This is a genomic window from Ruegeria sp. CH6, from assembly GCF_056537005.1.
In genome coordinates this window covers 1-20,992 of the sequence record NZ_JBQFQS010000026.1, presented here as the reverse complement: position 1 = coordinate 20,992, position 20,992 = coordinate 1, and the positions used below count along the sequence as shown (strand labels likewise).

Here is a 20,992-nt window from a genome sequence, read left to right as displayed (position 1 = left end):
CTGCTACCTCCATATCTGCTCAAAGATATGGAATCACGGATCAGAAAACTGGGGAAGACTGAATCTGATAAAGCCAGACGCGCTCTAGCTCCCTATTCTTTGAAGGGAAGGCTGGTGTAGGCACCTACCTCATTGTTGCCCGAGCGCTCATTGAATGCTTCGATCATATCGTTTGTAGCTTCGGCAGCCCCAAGGTCCATGCTTTCAAGATCGAATTCGGAGAATGGAAACTCTGCGGCAGAGTCTGGGGGTTGCTTCGCCATTTGAACCGGTGCTGGAAAGGACTCTTCGTTGGGTATCCCTTGTCGGGTTCGAACACTATCTTTCGTCACATTCCATGTCATGAAATCAGCGGCTAAATCCAACGGGCCGTCATAGGTTTCCCGTATTGCCGAATAGACGGCCAACGCGATGTCATGATCGTTCTGGAAGTGATAACAAACTGCCAGTCGCGGTTCTGTCTCAGACATGATCTTCCCAAACGCCTGTGCAGCTGTATGCCCCTGTGAGCCCACAAAAATCGCCTCAGATGGTTCAAAACCGTACTTTTCGATCATGTATTCAGGGGGAGTGAAGCACTCGTGGATGGCAAGATCGGCACCGGCGGCATGCTCTCTCCACCAGCGTGTCGGAAGTGTATCAGAGGAAAAAGCGAACTTGAGGCCATTCCATTCCAATAGAAAACTAACCGATTGCTCGCCATGAATAGCTGGCAGTGTTCTGACTTGAACGCCGTTTTCATCAAAGATGACATTGTTTACAGCTTTCCAATCGAATTCGTTCACTTCAAGCTGCAATCCTCTCGGATCGACTGCCGCGCCTCGGGTCGCTTCTTCCCAGGCCCACATCTTCATCATGTGGTCGGACCATGCCTTAGTGCCCCATTCCGGCTTGATCCCCTCAGGCCCCCAAAGGCGGACTGGAGTTAAGCGATTGTTTACGGGGCCGGTAAAATAGAAGGCTGGAAAATCGCCTGCATGATCAAGGTGCAAGTGACCTAAAAAGACCTTATCCAGTTGATCCAGGGGTATCCCAAGCGCCATGATCCGTTCATATGAACCTTCGCCCATATCGAAGATGAATTTTTCACCATTGCCCAGTTCAACAAGAAAGCAGGCGGCAGCTTGTTTAAGGCGTGGTTGAGGCATCCCCGTTCCGCAAGCGATAACCCGCATCTCGTCAGGCCCCAGAGATTCAGTTCCCGGGTAGTAAACAGTTTGGTTGGGGTATGGGTCGGTCCTTGACCATTCCGAAGGTTCCTCGTTTTGCGCTATCGTGATCGTCGCTGCGGCTGTGGTGATCCCGGCGCTAAGCGTTATTACATTTATGAAAGTCTTGGAAAATAACATCGAAAGCCCTCCCATAAGGATATCGTCGAGAAACCAAACACGCAGTTCCGACTCATCCAAGGGTCGCAATTTTTGAATGTGTTTGGCAAGTTTTACTCGGAATCGCATGCAAGGAAGTAGTATAGATGGGCAGGTGACTGTTTTTGAAAGTTGCCCTGTAAGTCGTCTCGGATTGGGTCAGTGATCCCCTTGCCAACCCCCGCATTCCCCTGTAAACGCCGCCTCTATCGTCTTCGGGCGAGATTCTCTCGTGGGAGGTTGCTGGGATCGCGATCCCGGATCGGACCACGCAACATAATCTGGGTGGAACGCGTTTCACCTAAGTTGAAAGGAAAACCAAATGGCCAAGAAGCTTGCTGGTACAATGAAACTGCAGGTTCCTGCAGGTCAGGCGAACCCGTCGCCGCCAGTTGGTCCGGCGCTGGGTCAGCGCGGTATCAACATCATGGAATTCTGCAAGGCGTTCAACGCCAAGACCGCAGACATGGAGCAAGGTGCACCTTGCCCGACCGTGATCACATACTATCAGGACAAGTCCTTCACCATGGACATCAAGACGCCGCCCGCGTCTTACTACCTGAAAAAAGCAGCTGGTCTGAAGCCGGTTGGCAAGCGTAACCGTCCCCGTGGCGCGGAAAACCCAGGTCGTGAGACCGTGGCCACCGTGACCTCGAAGCAGGTTCGTGAAATCGCCGAAGCCAAAATGAAAGATCTGAACGCCAACGACGTCGAAGGCGCAATGCAGATCATCCTGGGCTCGGCCCGCTCTATGGGCATCGAGGTGAAGTAAGATGGCAAAACTCGGTAAACGTACCCGCGCTGCGCGCGAAGCTGTCGCTGGCAAGGAAAACCTGTCGGTGGACGAAGCAGTTGCCCTGGTCAAAGCCAACGCAACTTCGAAATTCGACGAGACCATCGAAATCGCTCTGAACCTGGGCGTTGACACTCGTCACGCAGACCAGATGGTTCGCGGCGTTGTCGGCCTGCCGAACGGCACCGGTAAAGCGATGCGCGTTGCTGTATTTGCTCGTGGCCCCAAAGCTGACGAAGCAAAAGAAGCGGGCGCAGATATCGTTGGCGCAGAAGACCTGATGGAAACCATTCAGGGCGGCACCATCGAATTCGATCGCTGCATTGCGACCCCTGACATGATGCCGATCGTTGGTCGTCTGGGTAAAGTTCTGGGCCCCCGCAACCTGATGCCGAACCCCAAAGTTGGCACTGTGACCATGGACGTGAAAGCGGCCGTGGAAGCAGCCAAAGGTGGTGAAGTTCAGTTCAAAGCTGAAAAAGGTGGCGTAGTACACGCCGGTGTTGGCAAAGCGTCGTTCGACGAAGCCAAGCTGGTCGAAAACGTCCGCGCCTTCATCTCGGCCGTGGCCAAGGCCAAGCCGTCGGGCGCCAAAGGCACCTACATGAAGAAAATCGCACTGAGCTCGACCATGGGCCCAGGCGTGACTCTGGACGTTGCAGCTGCTGCGGGCGAATAAGCCTTAGCGACCAGTAGTGACAGAATTAACCCGGGTAGCGAAAGCTGCCCGGGTTTTCTTTTAGGGGTCGATGTTTGTGGATGATCGAAAAGTTCCCCGATGATCTAGCCGAATACTTGCCTTAGCCGAATGCCAAGGCGTTCTCGCTTGTGCTCTTCGAATTCACTGCAAGCATTACGTCTTTGGTGAAGAAAGAGCCAGTCTTTCAGCAACCGCGCCCGGATGCAGAAATCCAGAATCTCGGTGTTTATGGGGTGCTTGTAGCGGCGGAAAAACATATCTTTGTTTTTCTTCAGGATGCCGCTTCGATCCACCTCTGATGCCCCAGCTTCCCGAAATATATCTGCTTTCAGAAAATCAACGATGTCATACACCGCCAGTTTCTTTCGGGCTTCGGTGAAATCCAGGCCAATCGTTTTGCCCTGCCCGATGATCAGGTTCTGCCCATGAAAATCGCCATGTGAAAAGACCCGAATGTCTTCAATGCCTTTCAGGCGGGCGGCTTCGGCGAACATGATGTTCACCCATCTCTGACTTTGATCCGAGATATCATAGGGCACCGCATCCAGCAGATCACTAATGCTGTCGGTCATCCACTTTGGTCGGAAGGCATAACTTACTGGCAATTGGCAGCTATGAAGGTCATTGAGCCAAGATCCTGCACGACGGAATACCTGTGCGACCTGATCGTCATCTGTGCTGTTGTAGATCAGATCCACTGCTGTCGGCCGGTCAATAAACTCTGTGACGAAAAAGGAGTTTGTGTCTGATAGATATACCGGGCGGATAACCTGAGTGGTTGGGTTGTCCTCGAAATGGATATGCAGTTTGGTCAGAAGGTCAAATTCACCGCGCAATCTTCCGGTGTCAGGAGCCTCGGTATCAATCTTTAAAGCGTAGGTTGCGGGCTTGGTTTGAACCTTCAGGACGAGGCGCGAATTTGGGAAAGCATGTGAGCGGTAGATGCACTCGACTTGTTCCGTAGCGTCAGTGTTCACGTAACTCAGAAACTCAGCCACGCAGTCGGATGTAAACTGTCTTTCGCTCTCGGTAAGGTCCGGCATTCGGAGAGTGGCGCCTGTGATTGATCTTCTGTATGTGCAGGTGACAGGACCTCAGCGCAGGTTATGTGTCAATGGCTGCCATTTCTCTGTTGGCCAAAGCTCGAAAGTGAGCCGGACGGATTTCCGGGATCTGACCAATTTACCCCTTGGAAACCCCCGCCATCTGCCCTAAAGAGAACTGCGGAGTAAAGCGTGCGATTCGTCGTGCGCTTTATTTCGTTTCGTCCAAGACGGTGGGTGACCTTGCGAAAGGTCTTAATTCCCTGCCTGAGACGGGTAAGACCAAAGAATTTCGAGGGTCCTGACCCTCGGGCGAATTTTGGCCAATCCCGTAACAACGGACCTGAACGCCGGAGCGTAAGCTGCGGCAAATATGAGCCGGGATGAGGTTTCATCCCTAACTTGGAGAGAACTGTGGATAGAGCCCAGAAAGAGAAAGTGGTCGAGGAACTCGGCCAAATCTTCGAAAGCTCTGGCGTCGTAGTGGTTTCGCACTACGCCGGTCTGACAGTTGCCGAGATGCAGGACCTGCGTTCGCGTGCGCGCGAAGCCGGAGGTTCCGTGCGTGTTGCCAAGAACAGGCTCGCCAAAATCGCCCTTGAGGGTAAGCCGTGTGAAAGCATGGCCGACCTGCTGACAGGGATGACCGTTCTGACCTATTCCGAGGACCCCGTGGCAGCAGCCAAGGTGGCCGAGGACTTCGCCAAGGATAACAAGAATTTTGAGATCCTCGGCGGTGCTATGGGCGAGAACGCTCTGGACCGCAAAGGCGTTGAAGCCGTTTCGAAAATGCCGTCTCGCGAGGAGCTTATTGCTTCGATCGTGGGCTGCATTGGCGCACCTGCTTCGAACATCGCCGGCGCGATTGGCGCACCTGCAAGCAACATCGCAAGCATCCTTTCCACCATCGAAGAGAAGGCGGAAGCTGCGTAAGCGGTTGGCACTGAATGATCTGCGTAGGGTAAATACCCTGACGTTGGAACACACACTGTAAACGGAAAGAGCTGATAAAATGGCTGATCTGAAAGCACTCGCAGAAAGCATCGTGGGTCTGACCCTGCTGGAAGCACAAGAACTGAAAACTATCCTCAAAGACGAATACGGCATCGAGCCTGCAGCTGGCGGCGCCGTAATGGTTGCAGCTGGTGGCGACGCCGGTGGCGCAGCTGAGGAAGAAAAAACCGAATTCGACGTCGTTCTGAAGAACGCCGGCGCTTCGAAAATCAACGTCATCAAAGAAGTTCGCGGCATCACCGGCCTGGGCCTGAAAGAAGCCAAGGAACTGGTCGAAGCCGGCGGCAAGATCAAAGAAGGCGTAGACAAAGCAGAAGCAGAAGACATCAAAGGCAAGCTGGAAGCAGCTGGCGCCGAAGTCGAGCTGGCCTAAGCTTAGTCTCTGGTGCATCGCTGATGTGCCGAAAAATTTGGCTGGGTCCGGAGAAATCCGGGTCCAGCCGAACCTGTCTTAGAAAGGGCCTCAATATCTGGGGCGTTTTCTAAGACACGGTTTTCGGATCGGGAGGCTGCCTTCGGGACGGTGGCCATGAATTGATCCGGACGTGTCGTCTCGAATGTGCAAGATGCCGGGGCCCGACGGTGTCTTTGCCCGCTGAGAACATCGAAAGGTGACATCTGACATGGCTCAAACGTTCCTTGGCCAGAAACGTCTTCGTAAATATTACGGCAAAATCCGCGAAGTGCTGGAGATGCCGAACCTCATTGAGGTCCAGAAATCTTCTTATGATCTTTTCCTGCGCTCCGGCGATGCAGAGCAGCCCACTGACGGCGAAGGCATCAAGGGCGTGTTCCAGTCGGTTTTCCCGATCAAGGATTTCAACGAAACCTCCGTTCTGGAGTTCGTAAAATACGATCTGGAAAAGCCTAAATATGACGTCGAAGAGTGCATGCAGCGCGACATGACCTACAGCGCGCCGCTGAAGGTCACTCTGCGTCTGATCGTGTTTGATGTCGATGAAGATACCGGTGCTAAATCGGTCAAAGACATCAAGGAACAGGATGTCTTCATGGGCGACATGCCCTTGATGACCCCGAACGGTACGTTCGTTGTCAACGGCACCGAGCGCGTGATCGTATCCCAGATGCACCGCTCGCCCGGTGTGTTCTTTGATCACGACAAGGGCAAAACCCATTCCTCGGGTAAACTGCTGTTCGCCTGCCGCATCATCCCGTATCGCGGCAGCTGGCTGGACTTTGAGTTCGACGCCAAGGACATCGTGTTCGCTCGTATCGACCGTCGCCGCAAACTGCCGGTGACCACGCTGCTTTACGCTTTGGGTCTGGACCAGGAAGGCATCATGGATGCCTACTACAACACCGTGTCCTACAAACTGGACAAGAAGAAAGGCTGGATCACGCCGTTCTTCCCCGAGCGTGTTCGTGGCACCCGTCCGACCTATGATCTGGTTGACGCGAAATCAGGTGAAGTGATTGCTGAAGCAGGCAAGAAAGTCACCCCGCGCGCAGTTAAGAAACTGATCGAAGAAGGCGTTGTTACCGACCTGCTGGTTCCGTTCGACCATATCGTTGGCAAGTATGTCGCCAAGGACATCATCAACGAAGAAACCGGCGCGATCTATGTCGAGGCCGGTGACGAACTGACCTTGGAATATGACAAGGATGGCGACCTGATCGGCGGTACCGCAAAGGAACTGATCGACGCGGGCATCACCGACATCCCGGTTCTGGACATCGACAACGTCAATGTCGGCCCTTACATGCGCAACACTATGGCGCAGGACAAGAACATGAACCGCGAAAGCGCGCTCATGGACATCTATCGCGTCATGCGTCCGGGCGAGCCGCCCACCGTCGAAGCGGCCTCGGCCCTGTTCGACACGCTGTTCTTCGACAGCGAGCGTTATGACTTGTCCGCCGTTGGCCGTGTGAAGATGAACATGCGTCTGGCTCTGGACGCGCCTGACACCCTGCGCACTCTGCGCCGCGAAGACATCGTGGCCTGCATCAAGGCGCTGGTGGAACTGCGTGACGGCAAAGGCGACGTGGATGATATCGACCACCTCGGCAACCGTCGTGTCCGTTCGGTTGGCGAACTGATGGAAAATCAGTACCGCGTCGGTCTGCTGCGCATGGAGCGCGCGATCAAAGAGCGTATGTCGTCGGTCGAGATCGACACCGTCATGCCTCAGGACCTGATCAACGCGAAACCGGCTGCAGCTGCTGTCCGCGAATTCTTCGGCTCGTCACAGCTGTCGCAGTTCATGGACCAGACCAACCCGCTGTCGGAAGTCACCCACAAACGCCGTCTCTCGGCGCTTGGCCCCGGTGGTTTGACGCGTGAGCGTGCGGGCTTTGAGGTACGCGACGTACACCCAACCCACTATGGCCGGATGTGCCCGATTGAAACGCCGGAAGGCCCGAACATCGGTCTGATTAACTCGCTGGCCACCTTTGCCCGCGTGAACAAGTATGGCTTCATCGAAACACCGTACCGCGTCGTCAAAGACGCCGAGGTGACCGATGAGGTTCACTACATGTCCGCGACCGAGGAAATGCGTCACACCGTGGCGCAGGCGAACGCGACTCTGGATGCAGATGGCAAGTTCATCAACGATCTGGTGTCGACCCGTCAGGCTGGTGACTACACGCTTGCCCCGCGTGAGAATGTAGACCTGATCGACGTGTCGCCGAAACAGCTGGTCTCGGTTGCTGCATCGCTGATCCCGTTCCTTGAAAACGACGACGCCAACCGCGCTCTTATGGGCTCGAACATGCAACGTCAGGCGGTTCCGCTGCTGCGCGCCGAAGCGCCGCTGGTCGGTACCGGCATCGAGGAGAAGGTTGCGATCGACTCGGGTGCCGCGATTCAGGCGAAACGCGCCGGTATCATCGACCAGGTCGATGCCCAGCGTATCGTTATCCGCGCTACTGAGGATCTGGAACTGGGCGACGCTGGCGTTGACATCTATCGTCTGCGCAAATTCCAGCGTTCGAACCAAAACACCTGCATCAACCAGCGTCCGCTGATCAAAGTAGGTGACACCGTCCAGAAGGGCGAAGTCATTGCCGACGGTCCGTCGACCGATATGGGTGAACTGGCCCTTGGTAAGAACGTGGTCGTCGCGTTTATGCCTTGGAACGGCTACAACTACGAAGACTCGATCCTGATCTCGGAACGTATCGCGCGTGACGACGTCTTCACCTCGGTCCATATCGAGGAATTCGAAGTCGCCGCCCGTGACACCAAACTGGGCCCGGAAGAGATCACCCGCGACATCCCGAACGTCGGTGAAGAAGCGCTGCGCAACCTCGACGAGGCTGGCATCGTTTACATCGGTGCGGATGTTGAGCCGGGCGATATTCTGGTCGGCAAGATCACTCCGAAGGGCGAAAGCCCGATGACCCCGGAAGAAAAGCTGCTGCGCGCCATCTTTGGTGAAAAAGCATCTGACGTGCGCGACACCTCGCTGCGCGTGAAGCCGGGCGATTACGGTACGGTCGTTGAGGTCCGCGTCTTCAACCGCCACGGCGTCGAGAAAGACGAGCGTGCGCTGCAGATCGAGCGTGAGGAAGTCGAACGTCTGGCCCGTGACCGGGACGACGAGCTGGCGATCCTCGACCGCAACATCTATGCGCGTCTGCAAGGCCTGATCCTGGGTAAAACCGCTGTCAAAGGCCCGAAAGGCGTCAAGGCAGGGTCGGTGATCACCGAGGAACTGCTGGATACCCTGACTCGTGGTCAGTGGTGGCAATTGGCGCTGGAAGGCGAGCAGGACGCACAGATCGTTGAGGCTCTGAACGAGCAGTACGAAGTGCAAAAGCGTGCTCTGGACGCCCGTTTCGAAGACAAGGTCGAGAAGGTCCGCCGTGGCGACGACCTGCCGCCGGGTGTGATGAAGATGGTCAAAGTCTTCATCGCCGTGAAGCGTAAGCTGCAACCGGGCGACAAGATGGCCGGTCGTCACGGGAATAAGGGTGTGATCTCCAAGGTTGTTCCGATGGAAGACATGCCGTTCCTGGCCGATGGTACGCCGGTAGACTTCTGTCTGAACCCGCTGGGCGTGCCTTCGCGTATGAACGTCGGTCAGATCCTTGAAACCCACATGGGTTGGGCCGCACGCGGTCTGGGTCTGAACATCGATGAGGCTCTGGGTGAATACCGCCGCTCTGGCGATCTGACCCCGGTTCGCGAAGCGATGAAGCTGGCCTATGGCGAAGATGTCTACGAAGAAGGCATCACCGGTCTGGACGAGGATGGTCTGATCGAGGCCGCGGGCAACGTGACCCGCGGTGTTCCGATCGCTACCCCGGTCTTCGACGGTGCCAAAGAGGCAGACGTCAACGACGCGCTGGTGCGTGCGGGCTTCTCGGAAAGCGGTCAGTCGGTTCTGTTCGACGGTCGTACCGGTGAGCAATTCGCACGTCCGGTGACCGTGGGCATCAAGTACCTGCTGAAACTGCACCACCTGGTGGACGACAAAATCCACGCGCGTTCGACCGGGCCGTACAGCCTGGTTACCCAGCAGCCGCTGGGTGGTAAGGCGCAGTTCGGTGGTCAGCGCTTTGGTGAGATGGAAGTCTGGGCTCTGGAAGCTTACGGCGCCGCCTACACCCTGCAGGAGATGCTCACCGTGAAATCGGATGACGTCGCCGGCCGGACCAAGGTCTATGAGTCGATCGTCAAGGGCGAGGATAACTTTGAAGCGGGCGTACCGGAATCGTTCAACGTTCTGGTTAAAGAAGTCCGTGGCCTCGGCCTGAATATGGAACTCCTGGATGCGGAGGTTGAGGAGTAAGGGCCTCGGCCCTTCCTCCCGTCCCCCCCTTCCGCAAAATTTGAGGTATCAAAATGAACCAGGAAATCACCAACAACCCGTTCAACCCGCTGACACCGCCGAAAGTCTTTGACGAGATCAAGGTTTCGCTGGCCAGCCCTGAACGGATCCTGTCTTGGTCCTATGGTGAGATCAAGAAGCCCGAAACCATCAACTACCGGACGTTCAAACCCGAGCGTGACGGTCTGTTCTGCGCGCGTATCTTTGGCCCGATCAAAGACTACGAATGTCTGTGTGGCAAATATAAGCGGATGAAATATCGCGGCGTTGTCTGCGAGAAGTGCGGTGTGGAAGTCACCCTGCAGAAAGTCCGCCGCGAGCGTATGGGCCACATCGAACTGGCCGCGCCCGTTGCACATATCTGGTTCCTGAAGTCGCTGCCGTCCCGCATCGGTCTGATGCTGGACATGACGCTGCGTGATCTGGAACGCGTTCTGTACTTTGAAAACTATGTTGTCATCGAGCCCGGTCTGACCGACCTGACCTACGGCCAGATGCTGACCGAAGAAGAGTACATGGATGCGCAGGATGCCTATGGCATGGACGCGTTCACCGCGAATATCGGTGCTGAAGCCATCCGTGAGATGCTGGCCCAGATCGATCTGGAAGCCGAAGCTGAGCAGCTGCGCGCTGATCTGGCCGAAGCGACCGGCGAACTGAAGCCCAAGAAGATCATCAAGCGTCTGAAGGTTGTTGAATCCTTCCTCGAGTCGGGCAACCGGCCTGAGTGGATGGTGATGACCGTGATCCCGGTCATCCCGCCGGAACTGCGTCCGCTGGTTCCGCTGGATGGTGGCCGCTTTGCGACCTCGGATCTGAACGATCTGTATCGCCGCGTCATCAACCGGAACAACCGTCTGAAGCGTCTGATCGAACTGCGCGCGCCTGACATCATCGTCCGTAACGAAAAGCGGATGTTGCAGGAATCCGTGGATGCTCTGTTCGACAACGGCCGTCGTGGCCGCGTGATCACCGGTGCCAACAAGCGCCCGCTGAAATCGCTGTCGGATATGCTGAAAGGTAAGCAGGGCCGCTTCCGTCAGAACCTTCTGGGTAAGCGCGTCGACTTCTCGGGCCGTTCGGTCATCGTGACCGGTCCGGAACTCAAGCTGCACCAGTGTGGTCTGCCCAAGAAGATGGCGCTGGAACTATTCAAGCCGTTCATCTACTCGCGCCTTGAAGCCAAGGGTCTGTCTTCGACCGTGAAGCAGGCGAAGAAACTGGTTGAGAAAGAGCGTCCCGAAGTGTGGGATATCCTCGACGAGGTGATCCGCGAACACCCTGTCATGCTGAACCGTGCGCCGACGCTGCACCGTCTTGGCATTCAGGCGTTCGAGCCGGTCCTGATCGAAGGTAAAGCCATTCAGCTGCACCCGCTGGTCTGTTCGGCCTTTAACGCTGACTTCGACGGTGACCAGATGGCTGTTCACGTTCCGCTGAGCCTTGAGGCGCAGCTGGAAGCCCGTGTATTGATGATGTCGACGAACAACGTTCTGTCGCCTGCAAACGGCGCGCCGATCATCGTTCCGTCGCAGGATATGATCCTGGGTCTCTACTATCTGACCCTAGAACGTGAAGGCATGCCCGGCGAAGGCAAAGTGTTCGGCTCGATCGACGAGGTCCAGCACGCGCTGGACGCGGGTGAAGTTCACCTGCACTCGAAGATCACTGCCCGGATCACTCAGATCGACGACGAAGGCAACGAAGTTCAGCAGCGTTTCGAGACCACTCCGGGCCGCGTGCGTCTGGGTGCTCTGCTGCCGATGAACAACAAGGCGCCGTTCGAGCTGGTTAACCGCCTGCTGCGTAAGAAAGAAGTGCAGCAGGTGATCGACACTGTCTACCGCTATTGCGGTCAGAAAGAGTCGGTCATCTTCTGTGACCAGATCATGTCGATGGGCTTCAAAGAAGCGTTCAAGGCCGGTATCTCGTTCGGTAAGGACGACATGGTCATCCCGGGCGACAAGTGGGGCATCGTTGATGACACCCGCGATCAGGTGAAGGATTTCGAACAACAGTACATGGACGGCCTGATCACTCAGGGTGAAAAGTACAACAAAGTTGTCGATGCCTGGTCAAAGTGTAACGACCGCGTCACCGAGGCGATGATGAGCACGATCTCTTCGTCGGATCGGGCAGAGGATGGCTCCGAGCAGGAACCAAACTCGGTCTACATGATGGCTCACTCGGGTGCGCGTGGCTCGGTTACTCAGATGAAACAGCTGGGCGGTATGCGCGGCCTGATGGCCAAGCCGAACGGCGACATCATTGAGACACCGATCATCTCGAACTTTAAAGAAGGTCTGACCGTTCTCGAGTACTTCAACTCGACACACGGTGCCCGTAAGGGTCTGTCGGATACCGCTCTGAAGACGGCGAACTCGGGTTACCTGACCCGTCGCCTGGTGGACGTCGCACAGGACTGCATCGTTCGCGAGGTCGATTGTGGAACCGAGCGCGCGATCACAGCCGAAGCTGCAGTCAATGACGGTGAAGTCGTCGCTTCGCTGGCCGAGCGTGTGCTGGGTCGTGTGTCTGCCGATGACGTTCTGCGTCCGGGTACGGATGAGGTTCTGGTCGCTGCCGGTCAGCTGATCGATGAACGTATGGCCGACGCCATTGACGAGGCCGCCGTTGCGTCGATGCGCATCCGCTCGCCTCTGACCTGTGAGTCCGAGGAAGGCGTCTGTGCGACCTGCTACGGTCGTGACCTTGCACGCGGTACCATGGTGAACACGGGTGAGGCTGTCGGTATCATCGCCGCCCAGTCCATCGGTGAACCCGGTACGCAGCTGACGATGCGGACCTTCCACATCGGTGGTGTTGCGCAAGGTGGTCAGCAGTCGTTCCAGGAAGCCAGCCAGGACGGTGTTGTTTCGTTCGAGAACCCGCAGATTCTGGTCAATGCGGCAGGCGACAGCCTGGTCATGGGCCGGAACATGAAGCTGGTGATCAAGGACGAACACGGCGAAGAGCGTGCCAGCCACAAGCTGGGCTACGGTTCAAAGCTGTTCGTCAAGGACGGCACCAAAGTGGCCCGTGGCGACAAGCTGTTCGAATGGGATCCCTACACCCTGCCGATCATCGCTGAGAAAGCCGGTACCGCAAAATATGTCGACCTTGTTTCGGGCCTTGCTGTCCGTGACGAGACCGACGAAGCAACCGGTATGACCCAGAAGATCGTGATCGACTGGCGCGCTGCCCCCAAAGGCAGCGACCTCAAGCCTGAGATCATTCTGGTTGGCGCAGATGGTGAGCCGGTCCGCAACGATGCGGGCAACCCGGTTCACTATCCGATGTCGGTGGATGCGATCCTGTCGGTCGAAGACGGTCAGCAGGTTGAAGCCGGCGACGTTGTTGCGCGTATCCCGCGTGAAGGCGCCAAGACCAAGGACATCACCGGTGGTCTGCCGCGTGTGGCGGAACTGTTCGAAGCCCGTCGTCCGAAAGATCACGCGATCATCGCAGAAGCCGATGGTTACGTGCGCTTTGGCCGCGACTACAAGAACAAGCGCCGCATCAGCATCGAACCGGCTGACGAGTCCATGGAGACCATCGAGTACATGGTGCCCAAGGGCAAGCACATCCCGGTCGCCGAAGGGGACTTCATCCAGAAGGGTGAATACCTGATGGACGGTAACCCGGCTCCGCATGACATCCTGTCCATCATGGGTGTCGAAGCGCTGGCGGATTACATGATCGACGAAGTGCAGGACGTCTATCGTCTGCAGGGCGTGAAGATCAACGACAAGCACATCGAGGTCATCGTGCGCCAGATGCTGCAGAAGTGGGAGATCCTGGATTCAGGCGACACCACTCTGCTAAAAGGCGAACATGTCGACAAGCAAGAGTTCGACGCGGCCAACGAGAAGACCATCGCCCGCGGTGGTCGTCCGGCACAGGGCGAGCCGATCCTCTTGGGGATCACCAAAGCCTCGCTGCAGACGCGTTCGTTCATCTCGGCGGCGTCGTTCCAGGAAACCACCCGCGTGCTGACCGAAGCTTCGGTTCAGGGCAAGAAGGACAAACTGGTTGGCCTGAAAGAGAACGTCATCGTTGGTCGTCTGATCCCCGCCGGTACCGGTGGTGCGACTCAAAGCGTCCGCCATATCGCGCAGTCGCGTGACAATGTGGTGATCGAAGCGCGCCGGGAAGAGGCCGAAGCGGCCGCTGCTCTGGCTGCTCCGATGATGGACGACGATATGGTCGGTGATGAACTGGATGTTCTGGTGGAAACACCGGAAAGCCGCGAGTAATCGCTAACCTATATGAACAAAGGAAGGCCCCGCGATTTCGCGGGGCCTTTTGATTTTGAGTCGTCTGGATTGGCAAAACTCAATTGCTCTTGCCAGCCACATTTTTCTCGCAGGCCGAAGATTCAACTTAAGAAAGCAGCAGCTACAACACACCTAAAAAATGAAATGGGCAGGCATGGACTGGGTTCCAGTTGGATGCATATATTGAAATTATTTTTAAGGTAGAATCCAATGGCTTTAAACAGAACCGCTCCAAGACCTGTCTCAAAGACCAGCCTCGCCTTGGGTTTGGTTTTTGCGTGCGGGTTATCGCCGCAAATCCTGTCAGCTCAGAATGCTCCATGCGCATCGCTCGGGAGTCTGCGTTCACTTACAACGACAGAAGATGGCAGTCAGTCGCTTTGGCTGTCCAGGACGACAGGTGGATCCAGGTTTGCTCTTGACGCAACTGCTTCGTCGACCCGTGTTGACACCTGGGTCGGGCAGGGGCTGCATATCTCGGCTTCTCCGATTGTGGCTACCGGCGCAGCTGGCGCGCACACGCTCTCTGAGATATCGGGTGATGGTGGAGATTGCGAAATAGCAACCACCAACCAACTGGCGCGCCCAGACCAGACGTTGCCACCTGTTCCGATCCGCCCTGGTGGGGGTGGTACCGAACCTGATGGAGGGGGCGCTACCGGCGGTCAGCAACTGACCGAAAGTGCCATTATTGGCTTTTCCCCGATCCTGCTAGGGCGTTGGTCTATTACTGAGCGTTTGAACCGGCGTGCACTTGGCCCCTATGGTGCCGATAGCGCCGGTTCCACTTCGACCAAAGAAGAAAGCCTTGCTTGGTTTGATGTGACCTACCTTCATGCAAACAACAACCAGTTTGGTCGAGGTGGTCGTGACAACAGCGCCCAGATTATCGTTGGGGCGGACTTGTGGCAAAGTGGGGCTGTAAAGGTTGGTTTTGCAGGTGGCTTTGAATCAACTGACACCGACTCGTTTAACAACACAGTTTCTGCGGATGCCAACAGCTATTTCATAGGTCCGTATCTGGGGTGGAGACCGGACGAATATACGCTGGTGGATATCTGGCTTGGATATGCCAACCGAAAATTCAAAAACGGCATAGCTGCCTATCGGTCGTCATTTGATGCAGACCGGTTCTTTGTTGATGCCAACATCACCAGACGTATCAATAGCGGCAACTATTCGATATTCCCGAAGCTTGGCATCTTTTACGCAAATGACGACATGCCTGCGCATCAATACTCGAATGGGACCTCAACATTTACGGTCACCAGCCATAATGCTGAGACTTTGATTACCCGATTGGCGGTTGATGTCTGGCGCGACCCAATCATTGGCTCGAACGGGTTGCAATGGCTACCCTTTATGAGTGCCGGGGTTGATTGGTATGCTGAGCAGCCCGGAGACAGGCGTGTACTGAGCAATGACATGACCATCGACAGCACCGGAGATGTCATTGGATCGCTTTCGGCAGGTACGGATATTTTGACTGAAAATGGTGGTCGTTGGACTACCAAAGTGACCTATGATGGCATCGGGCTGAGTGGATACAATGAGGTCGAGGTCGAGCTTGCTTTCAACTTTGACTTTTAAGCGCGGGTGAACGGGCACTAGAAATGCGTCAGCCTGAATGAACGTTCTGCGGATGGACGATACCCTTGCGTCCAGACTGAATGTTTGCTGGTTTGGACAGTGAAGCATTGACGGGAGCGACCTAGTAAATTGTTGCTTGGACTAGTTGACATTGCGTCTGCTGGTTGAGCCAATGGCCAGATTGATTTCAGGCCGGACCAGATTGATATGACCCCAAATGTAAAGGGCGCCTTGCTGATGGTGGGAAGCATGGCAGCTTTTACCGTGAATGATACACTAGTTAAGGTTGCCTTGCAGGAATTGCCGCTGTTTCAGCTTGTCGCTATTCGCGGCGCGTTAGCCACAATTCTGATCTATGTACTTGCCCGCTTTTTGGGATCGCTGCACCTGAATTTCCCGCACCATGACAGATGGCTGGTGGCTTTGCGGTGTCTGGCGGAACTGTCAGCGACTTTCTTCTTTCTGACGGCGTTAAAAAGCATGCCGCTGGCTAATGTGACAGCGGTACTGCAGGCATTACCTTTAACCGTCACTCTGGGTGCTGCTCTGTTTTTTTCGGAACATATTGGGTGGCGGCGTATCCTGGCGATTGCCCTTGGGTTCATAGGCATGTTGCTGATCGTACGGCCCGGACCCGAAGGCTTTAGTGTATTTTCCCTTTATGCATTGGTTGCGGTCGCGTCAGTCACCGTGCGGGATCTGATTACGCGGCGTATGTCAGCCGAGGTGCCGTCGATGGTTGTTACGCTTGCGACATCACTTTCGATCACCGCTGCTGCGGCAATCGCATCGATATTGGAAGGCTGGGTTCCAGTTTCGACAGGCGCTGGAATGCTGGTCGCGTCGGCGGCGGTCTTTGTTCTGATGGGATACCTGTTCAGCGTTATGGTGATGCGGGTAGGGGACGTGGGTTTTGTAGCACCCTTCAGATACTCCAGCCTGATCTGGGCATTGGGACTGGGATGGTTGGTGTTCGACGAATGGCCGGATCAGATCACGATGCTTGGAGCGGTGCTGGTTGTTGCCGCCGGTTTGTTCACCCTGTTCCGTGAACGGACCCATCAGGTAACGGAGTGAACCTGTCTGACATAGTCCTGATCGATGGCAAAGCGCGCAATGAATTCACCTTCGAGTTCCGGGTCCAGCGGTGTCATCTCGATCTTGCTGTTCCGGGTATTGGGTGAGTCGTTGAACTGGTTCAGCGTGCGCACCCACATCGGCGCGTCCGGATAGCTGACGACTGGCATTGAGTTGCCGATCCTGTGGTGGGTGAAGTTCATGATCGTCAGTGGGCAACCACCGCGCACATACATGCCAAATGCAACACCCAACAAATGCCGAAACACTTTCTTGGCCTGCACCCCTTCTGGCCCAAACCGGGCCAGAAACCCGTGATTGTAGTCGATGGCAACAGATCGGTTTTCAGCCATCAGCCCTTTGCACTCTTCCGCTGCTATGCGCAACCGCTCGACGAAATCAACCGAAACGGCATCATCATCGTCGTGCCGAAACTGCAGGCAGGGCTGATTGAAATCATCCCTGGCGGCGTTAAGAATCTCTTTCATGACCTTACGATGGCGTTCAGGCTGCCGCTTTATGATCCGAACCTGTTTCATTCCGGCGGTGAGATCATGCAGGCGATCCAGTGCAGGTTTCGGCAGGCAGTCACCGATTACGATCAGCAACTGATAGTCTTCGTCTGTTTGTTCGCGGAAACAGGGCAGGGTGGTTGCCTCGAACAGGCGAAACCGCTCCTCCAGTCTCTCCGTGCTATAGAGGTACTGCCGTCGTTCCTCGATCGTATCATGCTCAATCTGGAAACCACCGAGGGCAGGATAGGAGAAGCGGCACAAACCGATGACTTGCATGTCTAATCCGTAAAGAACGTAGTTGTGGCGACTATGCCTCTGCCTCGTCGGACCCGCAACTGGCTGTTGGAATTGAAACTGCACTGGGGCTTTGATAGGTCATTGCAATCCGGATAGCCGGCAGCGCAGCGGGTGTGCTGTTGACACTCGGGCCGACTCCCCCTATTACGCGCGACATCTCGGTGCCGGGGGCCGCCCCACAACCGATTCCAGTAATGAACTGGTCAAGGCCCGGACAATTTTGTCGTTCGCGCCCTCTGATAAACAACCGCGACGTTCACCTCGGAATGGGAACGTTCGCGGGTTTTGCGCTTGTGGACGCATAAGTGCAGCGAATTTAACCGCACGCAATGCGCGTGCATGTCATGTGTGTTGCAAAACGGGGAAGAAACCGGAATGCCAACTATTCAGCAGCTGATCCGCAAGCCGCGGCAGCCCAAAGTAAAACGCTCGAAGTCCATGCACCTGGAGCAGTGCCCGCAGAAGCGCGGCGTTTGCACCCGCGTGTACACCACCACACCGAAGAAGCCGAACTCGGCTATGCGTAAGGTTGCCAAGGTGCGCCTGACCAACGGGTTCGAGGTCATCTCGTACATCCCGGGTGAAAGCCACAACCTACAGGAACACTCGGTTGTTCTGATCCGTGGCGGCCGTGTAAAAGACCTTCCCGGTGTGCGTTACCACATCCTGCGCGGTGTTCTGGATACTCAGGGCGTCAAAGATCGTAAGCAACGTCGTTCGAAATACGGCGCGAAGCGTCCCAAGTAAGAAGGAGAGGCTGATATGTCACGTCGTCACGCCGCCGAAAAACGCGAAGTCCTGCCTGACGCCAAATTTGGCGACAAGGTACTGACCAAATTCATGAACAACCTGATGATCGACGGCAAGAAGTCGGTCGCAGAGCGCATCGTTTACAACGCCTTTGATCGCGTTGAGAACAAGGTAAAGCGCGCACCTGTCGAAGTGTTCCACGAAGCGCTCGACAACATCAAACCGTCGGTTGAGGTTCGCTCGCGCCGGGTTGGTGGTGCAACCTATCAGGTTCCGGTCGAAGTGCGCCCTGAGCGCCGCGAAGCACTGGCCATCCGCTGGCTGATCACCGCTGCGCGCGGCCGCAACGAAAACACCATGGAAGAACGCCTCGCCGGTGAACTGCTGGACGCTGTACAGTCCCGCGGTACTGCCGTGAAGAAGCGCGAAGACACCCACAAGATGGCCGAGGCGAACAAAGCCTTCAGCCACTACCGTTGGTAATTCAGAGGCTTATCAAAAATGGCACGCGAATATCCGCTCGAACTGTACCGTAACTTCGGTATCATGGCGCACATCGACGCAGGTAAGACCACCTGCTCGGAGCGTATCCTGTATTACACTGGTAAATCCCACAACATCGGTGAGGTGCACGATGGTGCAGCCACCATGGACTGGATGGAGCAGGAGCAGGAACGCGGCATCACCATCACTTCGGCTGCGACCACCACTTTCTGGGAGCGCACCGAAGACGGTCAGACCGCCGAAACTCCTAAGCACCGCCTGAACATCATCGACACCCCCGGCCACGTTGACTTTACCATCGAAGTTGAGCGTTCGCTGGCGGTTCTCGACGGTGCCGTCTGCGTTCTGGACGCAAACGCCGGTGTTGAGCCCCAAACCGAAACCGTGTGGCGTCAGGCAGACCGCTACAAGGTTCCGCGTATGGTTTTCGTCAACAAAATGGACAAGATCGGCGCTGACTTCTTCAACTGCGTCAACATGATCGAAGACCGCACCGGCGCACGCGCTGTTCCGGTTGGTATTCCGATCGGTGCCGAGTCCGAGCTGGAAGGTCTGATCGACCTGGTCACCATGGAAGAGTGGCTGTGGCAGGGCGAAGATCTGGGCGCAAGCTGGATCAAAGCTCCTATCCGCGACAGCCTGAAAGACATGGCTGACGAATGGCGCGGCAAGATGATCGAAGCGGCCGTCGAAATGGACGACGACGCGATGATGGAATACCTGGAAGGCAATGAACCCGACGTTCCGACCCTGCGCGCCCTGCTGCGTAAAGGTACTCTGGAAATCGCGTTCGTTCCGGTTCTGGGTGGTTCGGCGTTCAAGAACAAAGGCGTTCAGCCTCTGCTCAACGCTGTGATCGACTATCTGCCCAGCCCGCTGGACGTTGTTGATTACATGGGCTTCAAACCCGGCGACGAGGAAGAAGTTCGTGACATCGCCCGTCGTGCAGACGACGACATGGCCTTCTCGGGCCTGGCGTTCAAAATCATGAACGACCCCTTCGTTGGCTCGCTGACCTTTACCCGGATCTACTCGGGCACCATGAACAAGGGTGACTCGATCCTGAACTCGACCAAAGGTAAAAAAGAGCGCATCGGTCGTATGATGATGATGCACTCGAACAACCGGGAAGAGATCGAAGAAGCGTTTGCAGGCGACATCATCGCGCTGGCGGGTCTGAAAGACACCACCACCGGTGACACCCTGTGTGACGCGAAGGATCCGGTGGTTCTGGAAACCATGACCTTCCCCGATCCGGTGATCGAGATCGCGGTTGAGCCCAAAACCAAGGGCGACCAAGAGAAGATGTCCCAGGGTCTGGCCCGTCTGGCCGCCGAAGACCCGTCCTTCCGTGTGGAAACCGACCTGGAATCGGGTCAGACCATCATGAAGGGCATGGGCGAACTTCATCTAGACATCCTAGTTGACCGTCTGAAGCGTGAGTTCAAGGTTGAAGCGAACATCGGTGCACCGCAGGTGGCCTATCGTGAAACCATTTCGATGCCTGTCGAGCACACCTACACCCACAAGAAACAGTCGGGTGGTTCGGGTCAGTTCGGTGAGGTTAAACTCGAGATCACTCCGACCGAGCCGGGCGAAGGTTACTCGTTCGAAAGCCGCATCGTTGGTGGTGCCGTTCCGAAGGAATACATCCCGGGTGTCGAAAAAGGCATCCAGTCGGTTATGGACAGCGGCCCTCTGGCTGGCTTCCCCGTGATCGACTTCAAGGTTGCCCTGCTGGACGGTAAGTTCCACGATGTTGACTCGAGCGTTCTGGCGTTCGAAATCGCAGCCCGTATGTGTATGCGTGAAGGCATGCGCAAAGCTGGCGCGAAACTGCTGGAACCGATCATGAAGGTCGAAGTGATCACCCCGGAAGAATACACCGGCGGTATCATCGGCGACCTGACCTCGCGTCGTGGCCAGGTGTCTGGTCAGGAACCGCGCGGCAACGCGATCGCGATCGACGCGTTCGTTCCGCTGGCGAACATGTTCGGCTACATCAACACCCTGCGTTCGATGTCGTCGGGCCGTGCCCAGTTCACCATGCAGTTCGACCACTACGATCCGGTTCCGCAGAACATCTCGGACGAGATCCAGGCGAAATACGCATAAGCGAAGATTTGAGGGAGCTCGGTTAACGAGCTCCCTTCATTACCGAAAAAGGAGGCCATCATGGCAAAGGAAAAGTTTGAGCGTACAAAACCGCACGTCAACATCGGCACGATTGGCCACGTTGACCACGGCAAGACCACGCTGACCGCAG

The 20,992-nt window shown here is 56.1% G+C and carries 15 protein-coding genes; 12 read left to right on the top strand and 3 right to left on the bottom strand.

Features of this window, described 5'->3' with window-relative positions; translation table 11 throughout:
- Positions 1-92 precede the first annotated feature (92 nt).
- Positions 93-1,349, bottom strand: coding sequence for a guanitoxin biosynthesis MBL fold metallo-hydrolase GntH (gene gntH / locus ACR0CW_RS22430; RefSeq protein WP_480789497.1), 1,257 nt, complete (start codon positions 1,347-1,349; stop codon positions 93-95).
- Between the two features lie 340 nt (positions 1,350-1,689).
- Between gntH and rplK the strand changes: the two genes are divergently transcribed.
- Together rplK and rplA are read left to right on the top strand one after the other, a co-directional pair.
- Positions 1,690-2,139, top strand: coding sequence for a 50S ribosomal protein L11 (gene rplK / locus ACR0CW_RS22425; protein WP_037314971.1), 450 nt, complete (start codon positions 1,690-1,692; stop codon positions 2,137-2,139).
- 1 nt (position 2,140) lies between these two features.
- Complete coding sequence (rplA, locus tag ACR0CW_RS22420; protein WP_008758243.1) at positions 2,141-2,839, top strand: 50S ribosomal protein L1; 699 nt, start codon at positions 2,141-2,143, stop codon at positions 2,837-2,839.
- A gap of 104 nt (positions 2,840-2,943) precedes the next feature.
- Here rplA and ACR0CW_RS22415 read toward each other — a convergent pair whose 3' ends face one another.
- The gene (locus ACR0CW_RS22415; RefSeq protein ID WP_480789496.1) at positions 2,944-3,903 is read right to left on the bottom strand and encodes an aminoglycoside phosphotransferase family protein; all 960 of its coding nucleotides are present in this window, start codon (positions 3,901-3,903) and stop codon (positions 2,944-2,946) included.
- Between the two features lie 414 nt (positions 3,904-4,317).
- Between ACR0CW_RS22415 and rplJ the strand changes: the two genes are divergently transcribed.
- The 6 genes from rplJ (at position 4,318) to ACR0CW_RS22385 (ending at position 16,660) form a co-directional block, all read left to right on the top strand.
- Entirely contained in the window at positions 4,318-4,836 is a 519-nt protein-coding gene (gene rplJ / locus ACR0CW_RS22410) for a 50S ribosomal protein L10 (RefSeq protein ID WP_170337106.1), read from the top strand.
- A 79-nt stretch (positions 4,837-4,915) separates the two neighbouring features.
- Positions 4,916-5,290, top strand: coding sequence for a 50S ribosomal protein L7/L12 (gene rplL, locus ACR0CW_RS22405; RefSeq protein WP_155142436.1), 375 nt, complete (start codon positions 4,916-4,918; stop codon positions 5,288-5,290).
- 250 nt (positions 5,291-5,540) lie between these two features.
- On the top strand, positions 5,541-9,677 hold the full coding sequence (gene rpoB, locus ACR0CW_RS22400; protein WP_480789495.1) for a DNA-directed RNA polymerase subunit beta: 4,137 nt from the start codon (positions 5,541-5,543) through the stop codon (positions 9,675-9,677).
- 53 nt (positions 9,678-9,730) lie between these two features.
- On the top strand, positions 9,731-13,972 hold the full coding sequence (rpoC, locus tag ACR0CW_RS22395; protein WP_480789494.1) for a DNA-directed RNA polymerase subunit beta': 4,242 nt from the start codon (positions 9,731-9,733) through the stop codon (positions 13,970-13,972).
- A gap of 231 nt (positions 13,973-14,203) precedes the next feature.
- Positions 14,204-15,583 (top strand): autotransporter outer membrane beta-barrel domain-containing protein, encoded by a 1,380-nt coding sequence (locus ACR0CW_RS22390; protein WP_480789493.1) that lies wholly within the window; start codon positions 14,204-14,206, stop codon positions 15,581-15,583.
- Between the two features lie 207 nt (positions 15,584-15,790).
- The gene (locus tag ACR0CW_RS22385) at positions 15,791-16,660 is read left to right on the top strand and encodes a DMT family transporter (protein ID WP_480789492.1); all 870 of its coding nucleotides are present in this window, start codon (positions 15,791-15,793) and stop codon (positions 16,658-16,660) included.
- Here the strand turns inward: ACR0CW_RS22385 and ACR0CW_RS22380 are convergent.
- A complete protein-coding gene (locus ACR0CW_RS22380; RefSeq protein WP_480789491.1) occupies positions 16,645-17,451 on the bottom strand; it encodes a putative rhamnosyl transferase in 807 nt (268 codons plus the stop codon). The genes ACR0CW_RS22385 and ACR0CW_RS22380 overlap by 16 nt on opposite strands.
- 396 nt (positions 17,452-17,847) lie before the next feature.
- Between ACR0CW_RS22380 and rpsL the strand changes: the two genes are divergently transcribed.
- The 4 genes from rpsL to ACR0CW_RS22360 form a co-directional block, all read left to right on the top strand.
- Entirely contained in the window at positions 17,848-18,219 is a 372-nt protein-coding gene (gene rpsL, locus ACR0CW_RS22375) for a 30S ribosomal protein S12 (RefSeq protein WP_005621086.1), read from the top strand.
- 15 nt (positions 18,220-18,234) lie between these two features.
- Positions 18,235-18,705 carry a 30S ribosomal protein S7 gene (rpsG, locus tag ACR0CW_RS22370; RefSeq protein ID WP_010441203.1) on the top strand — a complete coding sequence of 157 codons (471 nt, stop codon included), beginning with the start codon at positions 18,235-18,237 and terminating at the stop codon, positions 18,703-18,705.
- An 18-nt stretch (positions 18,706-18,723) separates the two neighbouring features.
- Positions 18,724-20,841 (top strand): elongation factor G, encoded by a 2,118-nt coding sequence (fusA, locus tag ACR0CW_RS22365; protein WP_155142446.1) that lies wholly within the window; start codon positions 18,724-18,726, stop codon positions 20,839-20,841.
- A 60-nt stretch (positions 20,842-20,901) separates the two neighbouring features.
- On the top strand, positions 20,902-20,992 hold a 91-nt coding region (locus tag ACR0CW_RS22360), incomplete at its 3' end, for a GTP-binding protein (protein WP_215675807.1).

What these genes read in the sequence shown, in the direction of transcription:
- rpoB (WP_480789495.1), top strand. Translation starts at nt 5,541, where the DNA reads ATGGCTCAAACGTTCCTTGGCCAGAAACGTCTTCGTAAATATTACGGC.
- fusA (WP_155142446.1), top strand. Translation starts at nt 18,724, where the DNA reads ATGGCACGCGAATATCCGCTCGAACTGTACCGTAACTTCGGTATCATG.
- rplA (WP_008758243.1), top strand. Translation starts at nt 2,141, where the DNA reads ATGGCAAAACTCGGTAAACGTACCCGCGCTGCGCGCGAAGCTGTCGCT.
- ACR0CW_RS22385 (WP_480789492.1), top strand. Translation starts at nt 15,791, where the DNA reads ATGACCCCAAATGTAAAGGGCGCCTTGCTGATGGTGGGAAGCATGGCA.
- gntH (WP_480789497.1), bottom strand. Translation starts at nt 1,349, where the DNA reads ATGTTATTTTCCAAGACTTTCATAAATGTAATAACGCTTAGCGCCGGG.
- ACR0CW_RS22380 (WP_480789491.1), bottom strand. Translation starts at nt 17,451, where the DNA reads ATGCAAGTCATCGGTTTGTGCCGCTTCTCCTATCCTGCCCTCGGTGGT.
- rplK (WP_037314971.1), top strand. Translation starts at nt 1,690, where the DNA reads ATGGCCAAGAAGCTTGCTGGTACAATGAAACTGCAGGTTCCTGCAGGT.
- rpoC (WP_480789494.1), top strand. Translation starts at nt 9,731, where the DNA reads ATGAACCAGGAAATCACCAACAACCCGTTCAACCCGCTGACACCGCCG.
- rpsL (WP_005621086.1), top strand. Translation starts at nt 17,848, where the DNA reads ATGCCAACTATTCAGCAGCTGATCCGCAAGCCGCGGCAGCCCAAAGTA.
- rpsG (WP_010441203.1), top strand. Translation starts at nt 18,235, where the DNA reads ATGTCACGTCGTCACGCCGCCGAAAAACGCGAAGTCCTGCCTGACGCC.
- rplL (WP_155142436.1), top strand. Translation starts at nt 4,916, where the DNA reads ATGGCTGATCTGAAAGCACTCGCAGAAAGCATCGTGGGTCTGACCCTG.
- ACR0CW_RS22415 (WP_480789496.1), bottom strand. Translation starts at nt 3,903, where the DNA reads ATGCCGGACCTTACCGAGAGCGAAAGACAGTTTACATCCGACTGCGTG.
- ACR0CW_RS22390 (WP_480789493.1), top strand. Translation starts at nt 14,204, where the DNA reads ATGGCTTTAAACAGAACCGCTCCAAGACCTGTCTCAAAGACCAGCCTC.